Origin of the sequence: Epilithonimonas sp., from assembly GCF_036780765.1 — a bacterium.
Classification (GTDB): Bacteria; Bacteroidota; Bacteroidia; order Flavobacteriales; family Weeksellaceae; genus Epilithonimonas.
In genome coordinates, this window is record NZ_DAIQCG010000001.1 from 313,255 (window position 1) to 332,508 (window position 19,254).

The 19,254-nt window shown below is 33.5% G+C and carries 18 protein-coding genes; 14 read left to right on the top strand and 4 right to left on the bottom strand.

What is annotated here, in order from left to right; translation table 11 throughout:
* The first annotated feature begins 8 nt into the window (after positions 1 to 8).
* The 10 genes from V7P73_RS01525 to V7P73_RS01570 all read left to right on the top strand — a co-directional run bounded on the left by V7P73_RS01525 (position 9) and on the right by V7P73_RS01570 (position 11,318).
* The gene (locus V7P73_RS01525; RefSeq protein ID WP_333850859.1) at positions 9 to 818 is read left to right on the top strand and encodes a glycosyltransferase family 2 protein; all 810 of its coding nucleotides are present in this window, start codon (positions 9 to 11) and stop codon (positions 816 to 818) included.
* Positions 818 to 1,834: a glycosyltransferase family 2 protein gene (locus V7P73_RS01530; RefSeq protein WP_333850861.1), complete on the top strand. Its 1,017-nt coding sequence runs from the start codon at positions 818 to 820 to the stop codon at positions 1,832 to 1,834. Before V7P73_RS01525 ends, V7P73_RS01530 begins: the two co-directional genes overlap by 1 nt.
* A complete protein-coding gene (locus V7P73_RS01535; RefSeq protein WP_333850863.1) occupies positions 1,806 to 3,257 on the top strand; it encodes a hypothetical protein in 1,452 nt (483 codons plus the stop codon). Before V7P73_RS01530 ends, V7P73_RS01535 begins: the two co-directional genes overlap by 29 nt.
* 372 nt (positions 3,258 to 3,629) lie before the next feature.
* Positions 3,630 to 4,787 carry a glycosyltransferase gene (locus V7P73_RS01540; protein WP_333850865.1) on the top strand — a complete coding sequence of 386 codons (1,158 nt, stop codon included), beginning with the start codon at positions 3,630 to 3,632 and terminating at the stop codon, positions 4,785 to 4,787.
* Between the two features lie 96 nt (positions 4,788 to 4,883).
* Entirely contained in the window at positions 4,884 to 5,351 is a 468-nt protein-coding gene (locus tag V7P73_RS01545; protein ID WP_333850867.1) for an acyltransferase, read from the top strand.
* Between the two features lie 98 nt (positions 5,352 to 5,449).
* Complete coding sequence (locus V7P73_RS01550) at positions 5,450 to 6,403, top strand: 3-oxoacyl-ACP synthase III family protein (RefSeq protein WP_333850868.1); 954 nt, start codon at positions 5,450 to 5,452, stop codon at positions 6,401 to 6,403.
* Positions 6,404 to 6,406: 3 nt separating this feature from the next.
* Positions 6,407 to 7,615, top strand: a complete 1,209-nt coding sequence (locus V7P73_RS01555) for a glycosyltransferase (protein WP_333850869.1) — start codon at positions 6,407 to 6,409, stop codon at positions 7,613 to 7,615.
* Between the two features lie 132 nt (positions 7,616 to 7,747).
* A complete protein-coding gene (locus V7P73_RS01560) occupies positions 7,748 to 8,299 on the top strand; it encodes a serine O-acetyltransferase (protein WP_333850871.1) in 552 nt (183 codons plus the stop codon).
* A gap of 174 nt (positions 8,300 to 8,473) precedes the next feature.
* The gene (locus tag V7P73_RS01565; protein WP_333850873.1) at positions 8,474 to 9,265 is read left to right on the top strand and encodes a DUF2797 domain-containing protein; all 792 of its coding nucleotides are present in this window, start codon (positions 8,474 to 8,476) and stop codon (positions 9,263 to 9,265) included.
* A 43-nt stretch (positions 9,266 to 9,308) separates the two neighbouring features.
* Positions 9,309 to 11,318: a hypothetical protein gene (locus V7P73_RS01570; RefSeq protein ID WP_333850875.1), complete on the top strand. Its 2,010-nt coding sequence runs from the start codon at positions 9,309 to 9,311 to the stop codon at positions 11,316 to 11,318.
* A 54-nt stretch (positions 11,319 to 11,372) separates the two neighbouring features.
* Here the strand turns inward: V7P73_RS01570 and V7P73_RS01575 are convergent, their stop codons facing one another.
* The 4 genes from V7P73_RS01575 to V7P73_RS01590 all read right to left on the bottom strand — a co-directional run bounded on the left by V7P73_RS01575 (position 11,373) and on the right by V7P73_RS01590 (position 13,228).
* Positions 11,373 to 11,711, bottom strand: a complete 339-nt coding sequence (locus V7P73_RS01575) for a hypothetical protein (RefSeq protein WP_333850877.1) — start codon at positions 11,709 to 11,711, stop codon at positions 11,373 to 11,375.
* A gap of 140 nt (positions 11,712 to 11,851) precedes the next feature.
* Positions 11,852 to 12,136: a hypothetical protein gene (locus tag V7P73_RS01580; protein WP_333850879.1), complete on the bottom strand. Its 285-nt coding sequence runs from the start codon at positions 12,134 to 12,136 to the stop codon at positions 11,852 to 11,854.
* 100 nt (positions 12,137 to 12,236) lie between these two features.
* The gene (locus tag V7P73_RS01585; RefSeq protein WP_333850881.1) at positions 12,237 to 12,851 is read right to left on the bottom strand and encodes a hypothetical protein; all 615 of its coding nucleotides are present in this window, start codon (positions 12,849 to 12,851) and stop codon (positions 12,237 to 12,239) included.
* Positions 12,851 to 13,228, bottom strand: a complete 378-nt coding sequence (locus V7P73_RS01590) for a hypothetical protein (protein WP_333850883.1) — start codon at positions 13,226 to 13,228, stop codon at positions 12,851 to 12,853. Before V7P73_RS01590 ends, V7P73_RS01585 begins: the two co-directional genes overlap by 1 nt.
* Before the next feature lie 164 nt (positions 13,229 to 13,392).
* On the opposite strand from V7P73_RS01590, the gene mfd reads away from it, so the two are divergent.
* From mfd to pth, 4 genes are read left to right on the top strand one after another with little or no spacing between them, the layout of a single operon-like run.
* Positions 13,393 to 16,740 carry a transcription-repair coupling factor gene (gene mfd, locus V7P73_RS01595; RefSeq protein ID WP_333850885.1) on the top strand — a complete coding sequence of 1,116 codons (3,348 nt, stop codon included), beginning with the start codon at positions 13,393 to 13,395 and terminating at the stop codon, positions 16,738 to 16,740.
* 51 nt (positions 16,741 to 16,791) lie between these two features.
* Positions 16,792 to 17,739, top strand: a complete 948-nt coding sequence (locus V7P73_RS01600; protein WP_333850887.1) for a hypothetical protein — start codon at positions 16,792 to 16,794, stop codon at positions 17,737 to 17,739.
* Positions 17,740 to 17,790: 51 nt separating this feature from the next.
* Entirely contained in the window at positions 17,791 to 18,651 is an 861-nt protein-coding gene (locus V7P73_RS01605) for a hypothetical protein (protein ID WP_333850889.1), read from the top strand.
* 16 nt (positions 18,652 to 18,667) lie between these two features.
* A complete protein-coding gene (pth, locus tag V7P73_RS01610) occupies positions 18,668 to 19,231 on the top strand; it encodes an aminoacyl-tRNA hydrolase (protein ID WP_333850891.1) in 564 nt (187 codons plus the stop codon).
* Positions 19,232 to 19,254 lie beyond the last annotated feature (23 nt).

Consider the following 19,254-nt stretch of genomic DNA (forward strand, 5'->3'; position numbering starts at 1 on the left):
ATTATTAAATGATGAAAACTTTCTCTGTTTTAATTGCACACTATAATAATTTTGAATATTTCAAAGATTGTTACAAAAGTCTTTTGCTTCAGACTTACAAAGATTTTGAAGTGGTTTTGGTAGATGATTGTTCTAACAATGATTCTTTTGAAAAAATAAAAGAACTCACGAGAGATGACTCTAGGTTTCATCTTTATAGAAATGACAAAAACCAAGGTGTGGGATTTACAAAAAGGCGTTGTGTAGATTTAGCAAAAGGAGAAATTTGTGGTTTTGTTGATCCCGATGATGCCTTGTCTAAAAATGCAATAGAAAAGAGTTTGAAAAATCATACAGAGAAAAATGTAGTCACCTATTCTAAGTTTTTGTTGTGCGATGCTAATCTTAATCATTTAAAACTTTTTCCGCAATCAAGAGCGATTAAAAATGGTGATCAGAAATTTTTCAATATCTTTTTAGAAGCTAACCACTTTTTTACTTTTAAAAGATCTGCTTATAACAAAACATCAGGGATTAATCCGAAACTTACTTCAGCCGTAGATCAGGATTTATACCTTAAATTATATGAGATTGGCAATTTCACTTTCATTAATGAGGCTTTATATTATTATAGATTGCACGAAAAAGGTGTTTCGCAGGAAAAATCTAAAAAGGGTAAACTTAATGAAAACTGGCAACAAGTAATTCTAGACACAGCAAAAAGAAGAAATATTGGAAGATTATATGGTAAAAATATTCAGGACATAAATAACCTGCCAGAGTTCATTTTTAAGAATCAAAACACATTTTTTAAAAAAATACAAAGAAAGCTACAGTAATGGATATAATTATTAAGTCTTTCAACCGTCCTTTTTATTTGGATAGATGTATCTCTTCCATTGAAAAATATGTGACCAGAGATTTTAAAATTAAAGTTTTGGACGACGGAACACCGGAAAAATACCTTGATAAAATCAGACAAAAATATCCCGATGTCGAGATTCTTTTATCGGACAATTATGATAAAAAAGTTGATGCTATTAAGGAAAATCTACTCTCCGGCAAGCCTATTAATGGTATAGAAATCCCTACTAAATTCTGGTATTATAATGTTAAAAATGCTTCAGACTACGTCATTGTAACAGAGGATGATGTTTGGTTTACGCAACCCGTAAATGTGGATGAATTGTCACAAGACGCGAAAAACCTCAACATTAATCTAATCAAACTAGGCTGGCTTGGAAATGAAAAAGACATGGATGATTTAATCATCAACTCTATTTCCAAAAATCTGGAATCTGCACAACCAAAAGATCTCCTTCTTTTCTCAAAAAAATTGATGCAAGCCTTCTTCTATAATCAGTACAAATTTTTCACAATCCTCTACAAAATAGGGAAAGTAGACAATTTTACCCAAAGAAAATATTGGGCTCTCAACTCTATCCTCATGGGATTCTACAAAAAAGAATATTGGTTAGAAATTTGGAAAGATATGGACGGCAAGGTAGAAGAAAAAAGACAACTCATCAATGCGTCTTTGTTCTACAAAAAAAACAAAAACAATCCCAATTTCATTTCTAAACTGAAGTTGGAAGCGATGAAAACAACCTTCCAATCATCAGCCACGAATTCTTATCACGAGTATGGTTTTGATTTCGATGTCAACCGATTCAATCATCTGATTAATGAAGCATGGCTGAAAGATGAATTTGATGCTATGGAAAACTTCCCAAAAGATTTCTCCATCAATTATTTTAAAAAGTTTGTGCAAGGAAAAATTAACTTCGGAGAATACGAGAAATGGGTTAATAAGTTCAGACATCAATATGAAAATTTGGGATGCAATGTTAAGTAGGATAAAATCATACAGCAATTTATATCCTATTTTAGGGTTATTAATCTTTCTTTATATATGTATAATTTCTAACAATGTTCTGTTGGCCGACGATCTTAGTAAATTATATGAGGGGATTCATAATAAAGATAATTATGGGTCATTTTTGGGTTCCTTCATGTCTGGAACCAACATGACATCTAGACCTATTTCTGCTTTTTTTACAGGAAGCATTATATATCTTCTCAAGTATAATCCTCTCTATTATTATCTTGCTTTTATTTTCTTCTTGCTTTCTCTGTTTTGGGTAAAAGCTCTTAGCTATCAATTTTTCAAAAATGAACATCTAGCTATTGCAGCCACTTTTTTATATGCTACAATACCTATTGGGACTTCTACTGTATTTTCTCCTATAATGCTGAATTCTGCCCTCGCTACGATATTTTTCTGCTCTTCTGTAATTATTTTTTTGAAAAAAAAGAAAGGATACATTTTTCTAAGCGCTGTCTTATTCGTTTTTTCTTTTCTTAGTTATGAAATATTTGCTCCTTGCATTCTTATTTTTTTATTTTTATCGGATAAGCCTAAAAATATATTTTTTCATTTCATAATCTCTATTGGTCTTATTATTTTTTATAAAAAAGTAATAGAGCCATCTGCCTTTGAGAGTTTTTACCAAAGAGAAAGACTACAAGAGGCTCTTAGTATAAATAGAGCCAATTCTAATATTATACTTATTGGTAAACTTATTTTTAGAGATTTGCCTTTAACTTTTTATAAAAGCATAGTCTCTTTAAAATATTTTGATATGCTAGATTGGGCGGCTTTTTTCTTGTTTAATCTTTCCTCCTTACTTATTTTAAAAAAATTAAAATTTGAAACAAACTTCACACAAAATAAAATTACAAAGATCTTAATATTTATATTTTTGTTTTCTTTTATGATTTTTTTTATGTCAAATTATAAACCAACTTTATTTGGATTTGACAATAGAAATCTTGGTGGTGTAAAACTTTTTTTTATCCTCACAATAGTTAGTATAATTATTACAATAGCTTCAAAAACGAATGAAAACGTAACAAAATATGCTCTTACAACGTTGACTATATTATTTTCTATAACAATTATTAGTACAAAAAATGCTTGGTTATATGCTAGTAAATTCAACCAGGACTTATTTTCTGAAGTAAAACAGGCCATCATAAAAGAAGAAGCTTTAAGGGCCGATACAATTTATATCAAATATGATGTATTTAAAAAATTAAAACATGATCCCCAACTATTATTAAGAGAGCAAATATTTTTTTATAATTGGGAGTCACCACTTTTAAAGGAAGAAAATGGGTTAGAAAATGTAAATATTTATTTATTCCATGAAAATAATATTCTGAAAAAGTCCTATTATATCTACGACTACGATAAAAAAAATTTAATCTTAAAATAAAGATGTAAAAAAACTCCGAAAATAATTTTCGGAGTTTTTTATTCAGTTTTGCAAACTCCTTTGGAAAGAGTTTTTCAAAAGGAATAAAACTCGTATTAAGAACTTTTTCTATAAAATCTTTTTCAGAAATGGCAATAGGTGCGCACCACTGTTCAGCATCTTCTTTGCCAGATACGCCAGAAGATTTATTGAATGTATTTTTCCAAATCTTTCTTCTTAATTCTGGATATAGATCCGGACGGTTTAGATATGCAAAAAATGTGGAAAGAATTTCAGAAATTTCCCTTTCAAAGATGTTTTAATAAAAATACAAAGTTATGTATAAACAATGTTTATCTTTGTTATCAAAGTATTTTTGGCAAATATAGATAGATGAAAGAAAAAATAAAAGTGCTTTTTAGACACCGTTCTATGGAAATGGGAGGCGTAGAGAAAGTTATCCTGAGCCTTCTCAACAACCTGAATAAAGAAAAATTTGAGATGACTTTGCAAGTCAGCTTATACCAAGGAGAACTGCGTGACAACGTTCCATCTGATATCCGCTACATCAAAAATAATAAAGGAAAGGAAGATTTTTCTCGCCAATCATTTACAAGAAACTTTCAGCTTCTTTTTAGAAATCTTAAAATCAAACTTCTTAATCTTTTTCCTAGTATAGCAGATCAAATTTATCTGAAAGAAAAATTTGATATCGAGATTGCAACGTCTTACACAGATTTTGAGTTTGTACTTAACAGCCCCAATAATTTTTCAAAAAAAGTTGGCTGGTTTCATTCAGACATTACATTCCCAAAATTGCAGCCTGCTGTTCCAAAAATACTTAATCAAATCCCAAAGTTCGATTACTTTATTTTCGGCTCACAACAGACCAAAGATATTTTCACCAAAACTTACCCCAACTTTAAGTTACCTGAAAATCAAGTGATTTTAAATGCCATTCCTATCGAAGAAATTAAGCAAAAAGCAGAAGAATTTGTTCCGGATTTTAAGACTTCCGATCCTGTTTTTGTTTCTGTTGGAAGACTGCATTCCAGAAAAGGCTATAAAAAACTGATAGAAGTCCACTCCCAATTAATCAAAAACGGATTCTCTCACAAAATCATTATTATTGGTGACGGTGAAGAAAAAGAAAACCTAGAAAATCTTGCAAAAAAATTAGGTGTTAGCCATTCTTTTATTCTGATGGGATCTTTGCTCAACCCTTATCCTTATGTAAAAAATGCAGACTTTTTCATTATGCCATCTGAGTCAGAAGGCTGGCCATTAATTATTGCGGACACTCTCATTCTTCAAAAACCTATTATTTCGACTGCTGTTGGTGGCATTCCGGAAATGATAACCCATAAGGAGAACGGATTCCTTATCAGTTATGATTCTGAGGAGATTTACGATGCAATGAAAGAATTTTTAACCAACAAAAACCTGATTGCCAGCTTACAAGAAAATTTAAAAAATTCTGAAAGACAGTTTGATAATCAAAAGATTTTTGATACCATTGAAAATATCTTGATTAACTTAACCGAAAAATAACTCATGAATTTCATTTACAGAATCATTCTAAAAATCCATAGCGTTTGGAAAGACATCTATAAAAATGCTTATATAAAGATTTGTAAATCGCGCGGCATGAAGGTGGGAAAGAATGTCATTTTCATAGAAGCACCAGCTTTTGGCTCAGAACCTTATTTGATAGAAATTGGAGATCGCACAAAGATAACCGCTGGTTGTACATTCATCAACCACGATGGTGCAATGCACGTCATCCGCAGTATGGAAAAATATGCGGATGCAAGAAATTTTGGAAGAATAAAAATCGGGAGCAATTGTTTTGTGGGTAACAACTGTATTTTTCTCCCAGGTTCGCAGATGGGAAATAATTGTATTTTGGGGGCAGGATCGGTACTTAATTCCTCTATGCCTGACAACTCTGTGTTTGCTGGAACACCGGCAAAATATATTTGCACTATAGAAGAATATGGAGATAAAGCGCTGCAAAATAACATTATGTACCCACGCGAATTAGAAAAAAACAGATCACAGCTCGATAATTATATCCGCGAAAACCTACCCAACACCTACAAACCAGTAAAATAAGAGAATGATATGCTAATTTTAATCATTCAAAAACTATTCATAACCTAATATTTATTTTTAAGATGCTTATCTTTGCAAAAATTTAGGAAAGAGTTATAATGATTAATATTGCAGCAATAGAATATTATTTGCCCAAAAATATATTAACCAACGAAGATATATCAAAGGAATTCCCGGAATGGAGTGCCGAAAAAATCAAAGCCAAGATAGGTGTAGAATCCAGACATATCGCAGATGAGTCTGAGACCGCTTTGGATTTGGCATACCAGGCTTGTGAGAAACTTTTCGAAAAATACGACAAAAGCAAAGTAGATTTTATTTTATTCTGCACGCAGAGTCCAGATTATTTCCTACCTACAACGGCTTGTATTTTACAGGACAAATTAGGACTTGCCAAGAACATTGGCGCATTGGATTTCAATCTTGGATGCTCAGGATTTGTGTATGGATTGACTCTTGCCCAAGGACTTATAGCGTCTGGGGTTGCAAAAAACATATTGTTGGTTACGTCTGAAACTTACAGTAAATTTTTGGATAAAAGTGACAAATCCAATAGAACTATCTTTGGAGACGGCGCAGCTGTTACGATTGTTGAAAAGGATGACTCTAAAGAGCATTATCAATTTTCTGTAGGAACAGATGGAAGTGGTTTCAACAACTTAATTGTAGAAAAAGGTGCTTCCCGAAATAAAACAGATGAACAGCCTAGCCTTTTTATGAAAGGCCCTAAGATTTTCACTTTTGCGGTAGAAAACATCCCAACTTTGATCCAAGATACGCTTAAGAAGAATAAAATAAGATTGGAGGAAATTGATTTATTCGTTTTCCATCAGGCGAGTTCTTATATGCTGAATTACCTCAGAAACCTTTGTAACATCCCTGAAGAAAAATTCTTCGTCGATATGAAAAACATTGGTAATACAGTCTCGGCAAGTATTCCTATCGCTTTGAAACTAGCTTTTGAACAGGGCAAGATAAAAGAAGGTTTCAAAGTCATGGTCGCTGGTTTTGGCGTTGGCTATTCTTGGGGAGCAGGCATTTTAGAGTTCTAAAATTTGAAAAAGAAAATCCTCATCAGAATTGGTTCTCTTCGTCACGGCGGCGCAGAAAAAGTCCTGGTGACTTTCTTAAAAAAACTTCCCAAAGATAAATACGAAGTCGATCTGTTACTGAATCTCTATTCGGGAAAATATCTGACTGAAGTTCCTGACTGGGTGAATGTAATGTTCCTCAATCGTGGCGAGATGATTACCACCAACCGCCCAAAAGATATCCCTAAAAAAATATACCGTGTTGTTTATCAGCAGTTGCTGAAGAAATATCCAAAGATTCTTTACAAAAGAAAACTGAAGAACAAACAGTACGACATCGAGTTTGCTGCGATCCACGGTTTTATGGACGAAGTGATAAATAGCCCCTTGAAATCTTCCAAAAAACTGATGTGGATCCACAATGACCTGACACAAGTCAGCGGTTACACGCCAGAAAAAATCAGACGTTTTTTCAATTATGATAAAGTGCTGGTTATTTCAGAAAAGATTCAGGACACATTTTTATCCTTAGCAAAAACTGATGAAGAAAAATCAAAAATTGTAAGGATTTATAATCCTCTGGACACGGATGAGATTCTCACAAAATCACAGGCAGAAATTCCTTCAATTGTCAACCAACAACAATCAACAAAAAACAACGTCAGTCTGAACGGAGTTGGAAACCATCAACAATCAACAATCAACAATCCACCATTATTCATTTCCGTAGGTACCGTATTCCCTCAGAAAGGATTTGATCGATTGCTGAGAGCTCATAAAAGATTACTGGACGAAGGTTTCCCGCACAAAGTCTTAATTATAGGCGACGGTTATGATTTCGAAAATGTCAAAAAACTGAAAACAGAATTAGGTGTTGATGAATCTGCAACAATGCTGGGTTTTACAGACAATCCTTATCCTTATTTCAAAGCGGCAGATTTTTATATTCTGAGTTCCCGATACGAAGGTTTTCCTACAGTTTTGTTTGAAGCTATTACATTGAAAAAGAACATCATCGCAACCGACGTTTCTGGTGTAAGTGAGATGCTGGAGGATGGAAAATTAGGATTAATCACAGAAAACTCCGAAGACGGAATCTACAATGGAATGAAGCTGGCTTTAACCAATCCCGAAAATTTCCACACCTATCAGGATAATTTGCAGAATTATGAGATGCCTTTCAACTTAGAAAACTCCGTCAATTCAATGATGCAAATCATTGATAAGTTGTAAGTAAACATTTTACGGATAAAGCAAAATACCTTGTGATCTTAAAAACACCGAACAACTCAAGAAACTCTGCAAACTTTGTGTCAAAATTAGCATTATTAAAAAAGATATTTTTGTAATTCCTATTTTTACAACATGAGTTATTCTATCATTCAAAAAGATTTTTACAGAGAAAGCGGGCGCTATCTGTCCTCTTTTCAGATTCTGAAAAAATGTTTCAGTCCCAATCTACATTATATTTATCTTTTGAGAAAGACTCAGAAGCATTATAAAAAACCGATCGTTGGTTTATTTTACAAACTGTTACTTCGCCATTACCAAATCAAATATGGCTTCCAAATCTACCCAGAAACCCAGATTGGAGAAGGATTTTACCTAGGACATTGGGGACATTTGGTTATCAATCCAAAAGCTAAAATTGGAAAAAACTGTAATATTGCTCAAGGCGTAACCATAGCACAAGCTAATCGTGGTAGAAACGAAGGCGTTCCGGTAATTGGAAACGAAGTGTGGATTGGTCCCAACGCAGTAATTGTGGGCAATATCACTATTGGTAATAATGTTTTGATTGCGCCGAATGCTTATGTAACCACAGATGTTCCTGATAATTCTATCGTTGTAGGCAATCCCGCGATTATTTCTTCAAAAGCTAATGCTACAGAGAATTATATTAATAATAAAGTTTAGCGCAAAAGTAGATTTTCAGAAATCATCTGCACTCAAAAATGATTTTTTAGAACAGTCTAAAACGTAATTCAATAAAAAAGTAAAATGTTTTCTTGCGTTTTGTAGGTCATCCATTCAATTGTGTTTTAAACAAAAATAACCTTTTTTTCTGTACTTTTACTAAAATTTTAAACGATGCAATTCTCCGGACAAATTCTAAAAATGATTTCCCAAAACGGACAACCGATTCAATATTTTCTTAATCTGAAAGGTGATTTGATTAATATGAATCAGCTTTTCGGGAAAGAACTTCACATCAAACATATAGGTTATGAATGTGTGAATTGTGGAAGTGATGAGAAAGTTTACAGAATGGGATTTTGTAAAAAATGCTTTTTCGAAAGCCCTTATGCGAGTGACACAATCATTCGTCCGGAGTTATCAACTGCGCATCTTGGCGTTGCAGAAAGAGATTTGGAAGTGGAAAAAGAAATTCAATTGGTTCCGCACATCGTGTATCTGGCTTACACGGGCGATGTAAAAGTTGGTGTGACAAGAACAAATCAGATCCCGACACGTTGGATTGATCAAGGTGCGACTTTCGCTTTGCCAATTGCGATTACAGATAATCGTTATGAAGCAGGAATGATTGAGGTTGAGTTGAAAAAATACGTTGCAGACAAAACCAATCCTAAGAAAATGCTTGCAGATGATTATGAAGATACTTTGGATTTGATTGATTTCCGAAATAAAATTGCCGATTATTTCCCCAACGATTTCAAGAAATTTGCTGTTACAGATGATAATGTTGTGAAATTAGATTTTCCTTATGAGAAACCAGAAAAGGTCAATGTTTTTACATTGGACAAAAAACCAGAATTCAATGGGGTTTTGAAAGGTATAAAAGGGCAATATCTTGCTTTTGAAGGAGACGATTTTATCAACGTTCGAGGACACGAAGGTTATGTGATAGAACTGAGTCTGTAAACTTGGAACGGTTTTTAGTAATCAATTAATTAGAAAAAAATCGATGAAAAAAACTTTAAAAATCTCGCTTATCGTTCTTGGAAGTCTTTTGGCTTTGACTTTACTGCTGAACATCGGATTCAGTCTTTGGTTAAAGTATAAACTTCCTGATTACCTCAAAAACAAAACGCCTTACGAGATTTCTTACCAATCTCTGAATGTAGAAATTCTGAGTGGAAGCATTTCTGCCCACCAAATCAAAGTCAAAACAAAACAACCTGACAACTTGGAAGTCGTAGCTTTGGATGGAGCTTTGGAGGATTTGTATATCAGCCGATTAGGTTTAATTAAATTATTAAAAAATAATCAGATTGAAGCCAATTCTATCAAACTGAAAAATCCCAATTTAAAAATCCGTTTATCAAAACCGAAAGAAGATAAAGTTGAAAAAGAACCCATCCCTTTCTTTATCAAAAATATTGAGATAGAAAATGGAAATCTTGATGTGACACAGTTTAATCGAACAAAGTATTTCTCATCAAGGAAACTCAACCTTAATGTTAAAAATTTGAGTCTTAACGACAATCCCAACGAATTGCCTTTTGCTTTAGATAGTTATAAAATCACTGCCAATGATTTTTTCTTTTTGTTGAGTCCAGCTTATTCCATCAATTCTTCCAAAGTTGTTACCAATAATGGTCAACTGTCAATCAATGATTTTGAACTGAAGCCTATGTTGGATTTCAAAGATTGGGAAAAGAGTTTCAAGAATCAAAAAAGTCTTTTTCACATCAAGAGTAAGAATCTTTCTTTCAATGATTTGATTTTTAACAAGACAAAATTGGGTCTGAAAAATACGAACATTCAGAAGCCAGAAATTATCATTCAAAATCGTGATAATAAAATTGTTAAGTCAAACGACAAGAAGTCAAACTTTAATATTGATTTTCAAAATTTAGATATTGTTAATGGGAAATTATCAATGTTAAAATCCAATGGAAGCCAATCACTTTCTTTAGCTCAGTTCAGTGCGAATATCAAAGATTTTGTAATGGATGAAGAAACGTCGAAAAACAAAATTCCTTTCACTTATCAGGATTACAAAATCACAGGAAAGCAGTTTTTTTATGATGCGGGAAAATATTATACAATGGATTTGTCAAGCATAGATATGACTTCGCAAAGTATTGATTTATTGAATTTTAAATTAAACCCAAAAGTTTCCAGAGCCGAATTTATAAGAATGATTCCGATGGAAAATGATTTGTTTGATATTGCGGCCAATAGAATTCAATTATCAGGAATTAATTGGAAAATCGAAAATGACAAACCAAATATCAAACTGAAAAATGCAAAGCTAACAAATGTTGATGCAAACATTTTCCGAAGCAAAATCCCAAAAGATAATCCGAAAGAAAAATTATTATATTCCAAATTATTAAGAACAATAAAATTCCCTTTAGTTGTTGAAAACCTGAACCTTATTCAGTCCAAATTGGTGTACGAAGAAGATAAGCCAGACTCCAATGGACCAGGAAAAGTTTTTTTTACAGAGTTTAATATGAACGTGAAAAACCTTAATTCAAATAAACAGAAAGGTGCGAACACCAAAGTTCCAATTGTTATCCATTGCAAATTTATGGGCGCTTCTCCTATGAAAGTGAACTGGAACTTCGATACGGCGAATATGCGTGACCAATTTACAATTGGCGGTTATATCAACAATCTTCCTGCGAATGAGATCAACCCATTTATCAAACCTTATATGAACATCACTGCAACGGGAACGATCACAAGTCTCAATTATGATTTTAAAGGAAATAATGATGTGATGAACGGAAAATTCAGAATTAAGCACAAAGATTTGAAAGTGAACGTATTGGATAAAGATACCAAAGAGAAAAAGAAATTTCTGTCAGCCATTGCTAATTTGGTCGTGAAAAAAGATTCTCAAAAATTCCCTGAATTTGTAGATATTTATGTGGAAAGAAATAAACAACGCTCGTTCTTCAATTTCTATTGGAAAGGTATAGAAGATGGTTTGAAAAAGTCACTTCTCGTTATCAAAATTTAAAAAAATAAAGCTTTTCAAAAAACTGAAAAGCTTTATTTATATCTGAATTGTTGTTTAAAAATCGTATTCTTCCTTTTCTTCCGTGGGAAGAGATTTTATAAAATCATCGAATTCATGACCTTCGTAGTTACTATTAGCGCCGTAAGAATCGATAATCATCGCCTTGTTGCCATAGACATCTTCCACAAGATAAAGGGCAACGTTATCGTCTGGGTCACTCGCTCCTTCGAATCTGTAAGTACGGATGATTTTCAAATCTTCCGCTTTGAGAGATTTTTCAGTTCCGGTGATGACGAATCTCTTATCCTCCGTCATTCTCACCTCGTCTGTAATTCCTTTTTGTCGAAGTTTTTCCATAACTTCGGATAGCGTAAGCATTGGTTTTGGGCTCATAATTCTATTTTTTTGGATTGGTTAATCATCTTAAAACAAATCACGAACCAAAAAAAAGACTTTACAAAATTTGTAAAGTCTTAAAAAAATAAAAGTTATGAAAAATTAATTGTCCCTCTCTTCTTCACCGATTAGGATAATTACTTGTTGGCCTTGTAACGCTTGTCAGGAGTTCCGTCCTTTTTCAGTGTTTTTGCGGCTTTGTATCTTTTGTCCGGGGTTCCGTCTTTTTTCAATTTAACCTCGGCTTTAGTTGCAGTCTTTTCAATTTTTGTTTCTCCTTTTTTCGCCTGCTGCTCAACTTTTTTAACATCTGCTTTTGCTGTTTTTGCAACTGGAGTAGCTGCTGTTCTTGGTGTAGTTGTTTGTGCTGTTGCTGCTCCGATTCCGAAAACAAGCAATAGACTTGTTAATAAATTTTTCATATGATTCTTTGGTTTTGATGAAACAAATTTATATCAAAAAATGATTCAAAAAAAAATAAAGAAAAACTTTAACCAGAAATTATAACAACTTAAAAATGACTTAAAAATTATAACGATAGGCTAAACTGAAGTTGAGAATTATGGCTTTTGAATAATAATCGGCGATGTCAGGATTTTGATTTCCGATTTTAGCATTGTAGAAATTGAGTTTTGTTCCGAAGACGACTTGTTGAAAACCTTCGTTATCAATCGTGTAAATGAATTTTGCTCCGAAATTTAATCCACCATTTCCTTCAGAAAATTTGCCTGAATTGTCGAGATAAGGACTTTTCAATCGGTAAGTGCTGTAACCTAAGATTTCTTCCACAAAAAAGTCTTCTGCGATTTTATCTTTATGAAAAATATACCAGTCAAAATTATTCATGGATGGTGCTCCAAGATAACCGAATTTTTCACCATTTTTCACATTGGCCAAGAAGTAAGTATATTCTACACCAAGTCCGAAATTTTTATAAAGATTCAAATTTCCACCAATTCCGAAACCATAAAAATAATCAAAGGTGTCTTTGAGAAAATTATCGCCAAGTGGAACCATCACTTTCACGTGCGGGTCTATGGAAGAACGAACATTTTCTGTCCAATCCTGCTTTTTTCTTCTCTGAGAAAAAGTCGAAATCGAAATTAAAGCTAAAGAAAAAAGTAAAATTCTCTTCATTATTTCAAAATAATATCATTGAAAATAACGTAAGTCACACCATCAGGAATCTCGATGCTCAGTGAATCGTTGGAGATTTTACAACCTTGTGTGTCTGTAGAAAAAGACTTGATTTTAAAATCTTTGAGTTGAAGTTTGTAAGCGCCTTTGTCATAAGGTCCAGCCAAAACAAAACTTCCGCTTTCTTTGGGAAAACTTTCTGCGATTATTTTTTTATTGACGACAAGATGAATAGGCTCTTCTAAAAATTTCCCATCAGAATAAGTGAATTTTCCTTCCACATAAGCACGGAAAATGTTGGCGTCATCATCTTTACATTGAGTTAAAAGAATAGATAACAAACAGAAAAGGGATAATATTTTGAAACCGAATTTCAAATGCTCATAGTTTAAGGTTGTAAAATTAAAACTAATTTTTTTTAAAAATAGTATCTTTGTAAAACAAATAACGGTTCCGAAAATTTCTCGGAATCGCTTTTTGCGTTTGTATCAAATTTAAAAAAGTCTTTCTCCTTTTGGAGAGAGATTTAGAGAGAGGAAAAATGGAATTAAAAAAAATCAATCAAAACCTTTTGCCAGACTTGCTTCAGAAACAATTTGGCAACGAGATTTTTTCACAAATACCAAAACATCAGCACATTTCGGTTAAAGGAAGTGCCGGTTCTGCGGTTTCAATTTTGGCTTCGGAACTTTTCTTGACTCAGAACAAAACGATTCTTTATTTGATTGATGACAAAGAGGATGCGCTTTACATCAATGCCGAGATGGAAGATTTGTTGGGAAGCGACAACGTTCTATACTTTCCGGCAACACATCTTGAGCCTTATCAAATCGAGAAAACACAGAATGCCAATCTCGTTCTGAGAACTGAAGTTATCAATAAACTGAATTCGGGGAAATCGCCGAAAGTGATTGTTGCTTTCATTGGTGCGTTATCAGAAAAAGTTTTGAAGAAGGAAGATTTCAAAGCGATTTCTCATCAGATAAAAGTGGGCGACCAGCTGGATTTTGATTTTGTGGATGAATTACTGAATCATTATCAATTCAATCAAACGGATTTTGTTTCCGAACCTGGAGAATTTTCTGTTCGAGGCGGAATCGTGGATGTTTTTTCTTTCTCCAATGAGAAACCTTTCCGAATCACATTTTTCGGGAATGAAGTTGAAAGCATTAAAACCTTCGATATAGAATCTCAACTTTCTATGGACAAGATTGATGAATTTCAGTTGGTTTCCAATATGAATTTTTCGGTTTCTGGGACTAAAGTTTCCTTGTTTGAATTATTGCCCGATGACAGTTTTGTGGTTTCCAAAAATCTTTTTCTTTCGACTAAAAGAATCAGAGATTTTTATGAAAAATCGATAGAGAAATTCGAAACGTTGAGTAAGGATATCAAACACAGAACACCTGACGAATTGTTTATTTCTGAGCCCGAATTCCAAAATAAATTAATCAAATTCAAAACGATTGATTTCAGTTCTCAGCCATTTGAACTTCCAAAAATCAAGAATATAGAACTTAATCAAACACAACAGCCGAGTTTCCATAAAAACTTCGAAATGTTGATTCAGGATTTGGAAGAAAAACAAAGTCAAGGATTTGACACTTGGATTTCCTTCTCATCAGAAAAACAAAAGGAAAGATTAGAATCGATTTTTGAAGAACTCGAGCACGAGATTCCGTTCAAAAGTTTCAAATCAGAACTGCACGAAGGCTTTGTAGATTTTGATAATAAAATTCTGATTTACACAGACCATCAGATTTTTGACCGTTATCAAAGATATCAGTCCAAGAATACATTCGCGAAGTCGGAGCAACTGACTCTCAAAGATTTAATGTCTTTGAAAGTTGGCGATTACATTGCCCATATCGATCACGGGATAGGAAAATTTATGGGATTGGTAAAAGTCAATAATGATGGGAAAATCCAGGAATGTTTTAAGCTGACTTATAAAAATGGCGATTTGTTGTATGTGAGTATCCATTCCCTTCATAAGATTTCAAAATATAATGGACCAGACGGAAAAGAAATTGTTCTCAGCAAGCTTGGTTCGCCCGCTTGGAAATCACTGAAACAGAAAACAAAAGCTAGAGTTAAACAAATTGCTTTTGATTTGATTAAACTCTATGCAGAAAGAAAAACCGCAAAAGGTTTCCAATATTCGCCTGATTCTTATCTGCAGAATGAGCTGGAAGCGAGTTTCCTTTATGAAGATACACCAGACCAGGAAAAAGCAACGGTGGATGTGAAAAATGATATGGAAGCAGAAGGTGTTATGGACCGATTGATTTGTGGCGATGTTGGATTCGGGAAAACAGAAGTTGCAATTCGTGCAGCGTTCAAAGCCGCGACTGATGGAAAACAAGTAGCGATTCTTGTTCCAACTACAATTTTGGCTTTCCAACATTATAGAAGTTTCAAAGAACGTTTGAAAGATTTCCCTGTTAATATTTCTTACTTAAACCGTTTCCGTACCGCGAAACAGAAATCTGAGACGTTGGCAGGTTTGAAAGACGGAAAAGTGGATATCGTGATTGGAACCCATCAATTGGTTTCGGATAAAGTGAAATTCAAGGATTTAGGTTTGTTGATTATTGATGAAGAACATAAGTTTGGTGTTTCTGTAAAAGATAAATTGAAGACGATGAAAACCAATGTTGATACGTTGACATTGACTGCAACGCCCATTCCGAGAACTTTACAATTTTCACTAATGGCTGCGAGAGATTTATCTGTTATTAAAACACCTCCGCCAAACCGACAGCCTGTCGAGACAAGTATTATTGGTTTCAATGAAGAGATTTTGCGTGATGCCGTTTCTTATGAACTACAACGTGACGGGCAGGTTTATTTCATCAATAACAGAATTGAGAACTTAAAAGATATTGCGGGATTAATCCAAAGATTGGTTCCAGATGCAAGAGTGATTACCGGTCACGGACAAATGGACGGAAAACAAATGGAGCAGAATGTCCTCGACTTTATGGAAGGAAAATATGATGTTCTTGTTGCAACCACAATCATCGAAAGTGGTGTGGACGTTCCGAATGCCAATACGATTTTCATTAATGATGCCCAAAGATTCGGGATGGCGGATTTGCACCAAATGCGTGGTAGAGTTGGACGAAGCAACCGAAAAGCGTTTTGTTATATGATTACGCCGCCGTTTGATATGATGACTTCTGATGCGAGAAAACGTCTGGAAGCGATTGAACAATTCTCGGATTTGGGTAGTGGTTTCCAGATTGCGATGAAAGATTTGGAAATCCGTGGTGCGGGAGATTTGCTGGGTGGAGAACAAAGTGGATTTATCAATGAAATGGGATTTGAAACTTATCAGAAATTGATGCAGGAAGCTTTGGAAGAATTGAAAGATGATGAGAACTTTGAGAATCTTTTTGAAAATGAAGAAGACCGGAACAAACTTTTCAAATCAACCAAAGAAGTTAATATCGATACAGATTTGGAATTGATGTTACCAGATGATTATGTGAATTCTACGGAAGAACGTTTGTCATTGTACCAAAAATTGGCTGATATCCAGAACGCGAAAGAACTGCAACAATTTGAAAATGAGTTGAAAGACCGTTTTGGAGCATTGCCTGCTGAAGCTATTAATCTTCTAAAATCTGTAGAACTGAAATGGTTGGCTGCGGAAATTGGATTTGATAAGTTGGTGGTTAAGAACAAAGTTTTCCTTGGCTATTTCCCTGCGAATCCTCAGGATAAATTCTATCAAAGCGAAAAATTCAAAAAAATCATATCTTATCTCACACAAAATCCTGCAGAAGCAACGTTAAAAGAAAAGAACAACCAGCTGATGATGAGAAAAGACAATGTGAAAAATGTAGATGAAGTGAATCTGGTTTTGAATAGGATTTTGGCTTGAAATTAATTAATGAATAGAATCTCATTTAAATTTTGTGAAAAGACTTTTGCTTTGATTTTTATAATCTTAGGTTTTTTTTGCAATGCTCAAATCCAAAAATACCACTACGACAAAGAAATGACTTTTCTAAGTGAAGCAGACAGTTTGAGCGGAACTTCGGTAAGATTTAATTCTAAAGATAAGTCGGTTCCGGTTTATTCCATTGATTTTAATTCTGAGAAAAAATCGATTCGAAATACAGTTGATTTTTATTATTCTTATCGGAAAAATATTTACAGAATGGACGGAATTCTTTACAATAAAAAGTATGTTTCTGCCAACGGTTTCCGAACTTATAGTGCAGAATCGCCTATCAGACATTTCAAAAAAGCATCGGATACGCTTTATGATTATCAATCTTATAAAAACCTGGAGAAACGAATTGCGCAAGATAAAGACGAAACCAAAATCGAGTTGTTTGTCGCCCAACTAAAAGACGGCATCGACTATTCTGTGCCTGCGCTTTTTTATCTTTCGGAACATTATGGGATTTCGCCAGGTTTGGGAAAAGGTGAAGTTGTGGTTTATGCGAATTATATCTTTAATAAAAACAACAGTTCTGCTGATTTTGTAAAGCTGAAAGACATTAATCAAGATATTTCTTTCAACAAAGAACAAATCGAAGCTTTGATTGATGACAAATACAAAGCTTTTATGGATAAAATGGATTCTGATAAAAAGCCAATCTATTGTTCTGTAACTGCGTTCAGCAAAAATGTAGATGAAAAAACTGAAGAAGAATTGCAAAGTTTTCTATCGGCAATGTGCGAATATTTTGATTTGTGGAACAAACAGGAAACGAATGAAAATTTTAAACAATTTTATAATTCAGAGCTCGTTAGAAGAATAGAAATCTACAAAAGAAATGGTAATCTGAATGAAAAACAATTGAAGGTTTTTGTTGAGGAATTGAATCAGCTAAAAGATAAAAATTCTGACCAATATTTTGATTATCATTAACATTTAATATTTTGATTTTAAAAAATTAACTTTGCAAACAGAAATTAAGCAATGAAAAATATAGTTTATTATATATTCGGATTTTTTATCCTGTCGTCTTGCAGTCCTAACCAAGATGAAAACGGTGATTTTCTACACGGTGTTGAGTATGATACAGAAGTCGGAGTATCTAATTCTACAATTAAAAATATCAAAAAAATAACAACAATTGATGATGCTGGTGACAAAGTAATTACTACTTACAATTATTCAGATAACAAACTGACAGGTGTAACTTCAGATAACAATTCTTTTAATTATACCCTTACTTATAATGGTGATGATATTACAAAAATCGTTTATAAGAATGAAGATACTGCATCTGGTGATGCGATGATTAATACTCAAAATCTTACTTACACTGGCGGAAAATTAGTTAGGTCAGAAGGGACTACAGCAACCTCCGATGGAACTATCATTTATGTTTCTTCTACCAATTATAATTATGCATCTGATAAAATTAAAAGTATTGTAACAAAGATAAAAGATGAGACCAATACTACAGAGATGTTTACACTACAGACAGATTATACATTTGTAGGCAATAATCTGACTAATTTTAAATATTCCCTTACAACCGCACCGGGACCTGTTACAAGCTCACCAATAGTTTTAACAACTGCTTTGAGTAGTTTTGATACTAATAAAAATCCTTTGGGAACGTTACCTTTGGCCTTCAAATTGGTTAGTTCTCATTTTGATTTGGAAAATAATGTGGTTTCTGGGTTTTCAGTCAATAATTATAAAACTCTGAAGTTGACTTCTAATGTTGAGACAATAACTGCAAATTTCAAGTATGTATATGATAAAGATGGTTATCCTACTTTAGGTACATCTGAAATGGGTACTGTCGAATTTGAATATGTTAAATAATTTTCTTTAAACTAAAATGAAATATCTTATTGTCGGCATCGGGAACAAAGGGGAAGAATATGCAGAAACCCGACACAATATCGGTTTCAAAGTGGCCGAAAAGATTGCTGAGAAAATAGAAGCGCCTTTCAAATCTTCCAACTTTGGATTACTTGCCGAAGGCAAATATAAAGGCAGAAAAGTCTTTATTTTAAAACCCGATACCTACGTCAATCTCTCTGGAAATGCAGTTAAATTCTGGATGCAGAAAGAAAATATTCCTTTAGAGAATATTCTGATTATTACAGATGATTTGGCTTTGCCTTTTGGTTCTTTGAGGATGAAAATGAAAGGTTCTGATGCCGGACATAACGGATTGAAAAGTATCCAAGCACAATTGAATACTCAAAATTACACCAGATTAAGATTTGGGATATCAGCAGATTTCTCGGAAGGAAAACAAGCTGATTATGTTCTCGGAAAATGGAATGATGAAGAAAAAGACAAACTTTCTGAAAGAATCGAAAAGTTTTCCCAGGCTGCTTTATCTTTTGTTTTTGCCGGTGTACAAAATACGATGACTGCTTTTAACGGCAAATAAATCTCAATCCGAATCTGTTCTCC

What these genes read in the sequence shown, in the direction of transcription:
- V7P73_RS01580 (WP_333850879.1), bottom strand. Translation starts at nt 12,136, where the DNA reads ATGAAAAATTTATTAACAAGTCTATTGCTTGTTTTCGGAATCGGAGCA.
- V7P73_RS01530 (WP_333850861.1), top strand. Translation starts at nt 818, where the DNA reads ATGGATATAATTATTAAGTCTTTCAACCGTCCTTTTTATTTGGATAGA.
- V7P73_RS01560 (WP_333850871.1), top strand. Translation starts at nt 7,748, where the DNA reads ATGAGTTATTCTATCATTCAAAAAGATTTTTACAGAGAAAGCGGGCGC.
- V7P73_RS01605 (WP_333850889.1), top strand. Translation starts at nt 17,791, where the DNA reads ATGAAAAATATAGTTTATTATATATTCGGATTTTTTATCCTGTCGTCT.
- pth (WP_333850891.1), top strand. Translation starts at nt 18,668, where the DNA reads ATGAAATATCTTATTGTCGGCATCGGGAACAAAGGGGAAGAATATGCA.
- V7P73_RS01545 (WP_333850867.1), top strand. Translation starts at nt 4,884, where the DNA reads ATGAAGGTGGGAAAGAATGTCATTTTCATAGAAGCACCAGCTTTTGGC.
- V7P73_RS01575 (WP_333850877.1), bottom strand. Translation starts at nt 11,711, where the DNA reads ATGAGCCCAAAACCAATGCTTACGCTATCCGAAGTTATGGAAAAACTT.
- V7P73_RS01585 (WP_333850881.1), bottom strand. Translation starts at nt 12,851, where the DNA reads ATGAAGAGAATTTTACTTTTTTCTTTAGCTTTAATTTCGATTTCGACT.
- V7P73_RS01550 (WP_333850868.1), top strand. Translation starts at nt 5,450, where the DNA reads ATGATTAATATTGCAGCAATAGAATATTATTTGCCCAAAAATATATTA.
- V7P73_RS01535 (WP_333850863.1), top strand. Translation starts at nt 1,806, where the DNA reads ATGAAAATTTGGGATGCAATGTTAAGTAGGATAAAATCATACAGCAAT.
- V7P73_RS01570 (WP_333850875.1), top strand. Translation starts at nt 9,309, where the DNA reads ATGAAAAAAACTTTAAAAATCTCGCTTATCGTTCTTGGAAGTCTTTTG.
- V7P73_RS01565 (WP_333850873.1), top strand. Translation starts at nt 8,474, where the DNA reads ATGCAATTCTCCGGACAAATTCTAAAAATGATTTCCCAAAACGGACAA.
- mfd (WP_333850885.1), top strand. Translation starts at nt 13,393, where the DNA reads ATGGAATTAAAAAAAATCAATCAAAACCTTTTGCCAGACTTGCTTCAG.
- V7P73_RS01525 (WP_333850859.1), top strand. Translation starts at nt 9, where the DNA reads ATGATGAAAACTTTCTCTGTTTTAATTGCACACTATAATAATTTTGAA.
- V7P73_RS01540 (WP_333850865.1), top strand. Translation starts at nt 3,630, where the DNA reads ATGAAAGAAAAAATAAAAGTGCTTTTTAGACACCGTTCTATGGAAATG.